Below are 2,671 nucleotides of genomic sequence, written 5' to 3'. Positions count from 1 at the left end.
GGCTCGGCGTCGAGCGCCGCGTCGAGCCGCCGCCACGGCCCGGCGAGCTCGGGCGCGACCACGAGCGCCTCGGCCATCAGCCGCCGCACGCGCCCGGGGTCCCGCCGCCCGCGGTCGACCTCGTACCGGCACGCGCGCAGCGCCTGCCGGACGAGGGCCCGGCGGGCCGCGGCGGCGAGCGCGTCCCGCTCGGGCAGCGCGGCGGTCCCGACGGCGGCGAGCTCGGCGAACGCCGCCACCCGCTCCCGGAAGTCGGTCGCGTCGTCCACCTCCCGCGCGGACAGGCTCGCGGGGTGCTCGCGGTGCCACGCCTGGTCGACGCCGCCCACGTGCGCGACGTCGGCGTGGGCGGCGAGCCGGAGCCACATCTCCATGTCGTGCGCGTGGGCGAGCGGCCGCTGCCCGCCGACCGCCGCGACCACCGACCCGCGCATGAGCACCTCCGGCGACGTGATGACGTTGTAGCCGTCGGCGCACCGGTCGGCGAGCCACCGCCGGCCCGGCCAGACCGTCCACCGACGGGCGCGGGTGCGGGCGGCGCGGGGCGGCTCGCCGGCGAAGTGCACCGGGTGCCCGTAGACCATGCCCACCGACGGGTACGCCCGGGCGACGGCCACCGACCGCGCCAGGGAGCCGGGCGTGAGCAGGTCGTCGGCGTCGAGCCGCACGAGGAACTCCCCCGTCGCGCGGGCCAGCCCGTCGTTGAACGTCTCGACGGGGCCGCGGTTGCGCGGGTGCGCCAGGACCGCCACGCGCGAGTCGGCCGCCGCGAGCCGGCCGGCGACGGCCAGGGAGTCGTCGGTGGACGCGTCGTCGACCACGACCACGTCGACCTCGACGCCCGCCTGGCCCAGGGCGCTGCCGACCGCGGCGGGCAGGTAGCGCGCGTAGTCGTGGCACAGGATCACCACGGTGACCGTCGTGTCCGCGGTGGGGACCGCGTGCGGCCGGACGCGCACGGTGCGGGTCAGCGGCCCGCCGGGGGCGGTCACGCGACGCGCTCCGGGTCGGCGGGCACGGGCACGGCGGCGGCCGGTGCCGCCGGCGGGAGGACCGGGGGCGCCGCCGGGTCGGTCGCGGCCTCGTCGTCCGCCCGGGCGCCCGCCTCGTCGTCCCCCCGGGCGCCCACCTCGTCGTCCGCGCGGGCCGCCCGCGCCGCCCGCAGGTCCCGCAGCAGCGGCCGCCCGGCGACCGCCACGTACACCAGCGCCCCGGCGGTCCCCCCGGCGGCGAGCGCGGCGAACGACCCGCCCACCTGCCGCGCGACCAGCGCCGCCGCGGCGACGGTCGGCGCGGCCGCCACCAGGGGCAGCCAGGTCGCGCGCGCGAGCGCCCGCAGGTCCGCGCCGCTGCGCCGCACCGCGACGAGGTAGAGCGGCAGCACCACGGCCCCGGCCACGACCACGTGCGCCCAGCCGACCCCCGCCGACCCGCCGGTCCGGGCTCCGACGACCACCGCAGGCACCAGCGCGACCAGCCACGCGACCTGCACGCCGAGCACCGGGCGGGTCGCCCCCCGCGCGACGAGGTACGTCGCGAGCAGGTCGAACAGCACCCGCAGCGCGCCGAACGCCGCCAGCGCGGTCAGGGCCCCCGCGGCGGGCGCCCAGCGGCCGCCGTAGAGCAGCGTGACGACGGGCAGCGCCAGGGCGCCCAGCAGGCACGCCACCGGGACGGCGGCGGCCCACGTCAGCCGGGTGGCGAGCGCCAGCCCGCCGTCCCCGGCGGCGGCCCGCGGGGGACCCGGCTCCCCCGCGCCGCCCTCCGGGCGCCCGTCCAGCCGCGCGAACGCCGCCAGGGCGACGGGCCGCACGGTCTGCCCGATCACCGTCATCGGCCAGCTCGCGACGTTGAAGGCCAGCACGTAGTACCCGAGGGCGACCTCGCCGGCCCCGCGGGCGAGCACCACCTTGTCGACGGCGAGCAGCGCGATCGACAGCAGGTTCGCCCCCGCGAGCGGCGCGCCGTAGGCGATCGCCCCGCGCGCCAGCGCCGGGTCGTACCCGAACCGCGGCACCGTCCGGCTCAGCAGGAACTGCGCCCCGGTCGCGGCGGGCTGCGCCACGAGGCGGGAGACCGCCAGCGCCATCGGACCCCACCCCGCGCGCACCAGCAGCACGGTGACCACCGTGCCGACGACGAGGTCGACCAGCCCGGTCGCGAAGATCTCCCGCTGGTGGAACCCGCGCTGGAGCCTCGCGTAGGGCACCACGCCCGCGGCGGACACCACGAGGGTGGCGGCGAGCACCGCGATCACCGGGGCGGCCCGGTCGCTGCCCAGGGCCCGCGCCACGGGCTCGGCGGTGGCCGCCATCGCTCCGGCCAGCAGGGCGCCGAGGACCAGGCTGATCGTCGCGACGGTCGGCTCGAGGCGGCGCGGCTCGCGCGCCCGGACCAGGTCCGCGCTGAGGCCGAGGTCCACGACGGTGACGAGCACGCCCTGCACCGCCAGGGCGATCGCGAACACGCCGAAGTCCTCGGGCGCGAGCAACCGGGCCAGCACGATGCCGACCAGCACGTTGCCGAACCGGAGCACGACGCTGCCCGCGCTGCCCCACGCGAGCCCCCGCCCGACCTGCCGCCCGAGCCCCGCCGGCGCCGTCACCGCGCCCCCTCGCGCTGCGGCGCCGCGTCGGCGGGCCGGGCGGCACCGGGCCCGGCCGGCCGGTCC

General features: G+C 80.3%; 2 protein-coding genes. Both read right to left on the bottom strand.

The features are described from left to right. Positions 1–992: glycosyltransferase family 2 protein (locus tag J5O08_RS20515; protein ID WP_218708761.1), on the bottom strand; the 992-nt coding region annotated here is incomplete at its 3' end. Continuing rightward, complete coding sequence (locus tag J5O08_RS20510; RefSeq protein ID WP_218708760.1) at positions 989–2,605, bottom strand: oligosaccharide flippase family protein; 1,617 nt, start codon at positions 2,603–2,605, stop codon at positions 989–991. The genes J5O08_RS20510 and J5O08_RS20515, both read right to left, overlap by 4 nt. Positions 2,606–2,671 lie beyond the last annotated feature (66 nt).

The organism is Cellulomonas sp. PS-H5 (assembly GCF_019265565.1).
GTDB lineage: Bacteria > Actinomycetota > Actinomycetes > Actinomycetales > Cellulomonadaceae > Cellulomonas.
The sequence above is the reverse complement of the archived record's forward strand: the minus strand, read 5'-3'. Positions and strand labels throughout refer to the sequence as shown.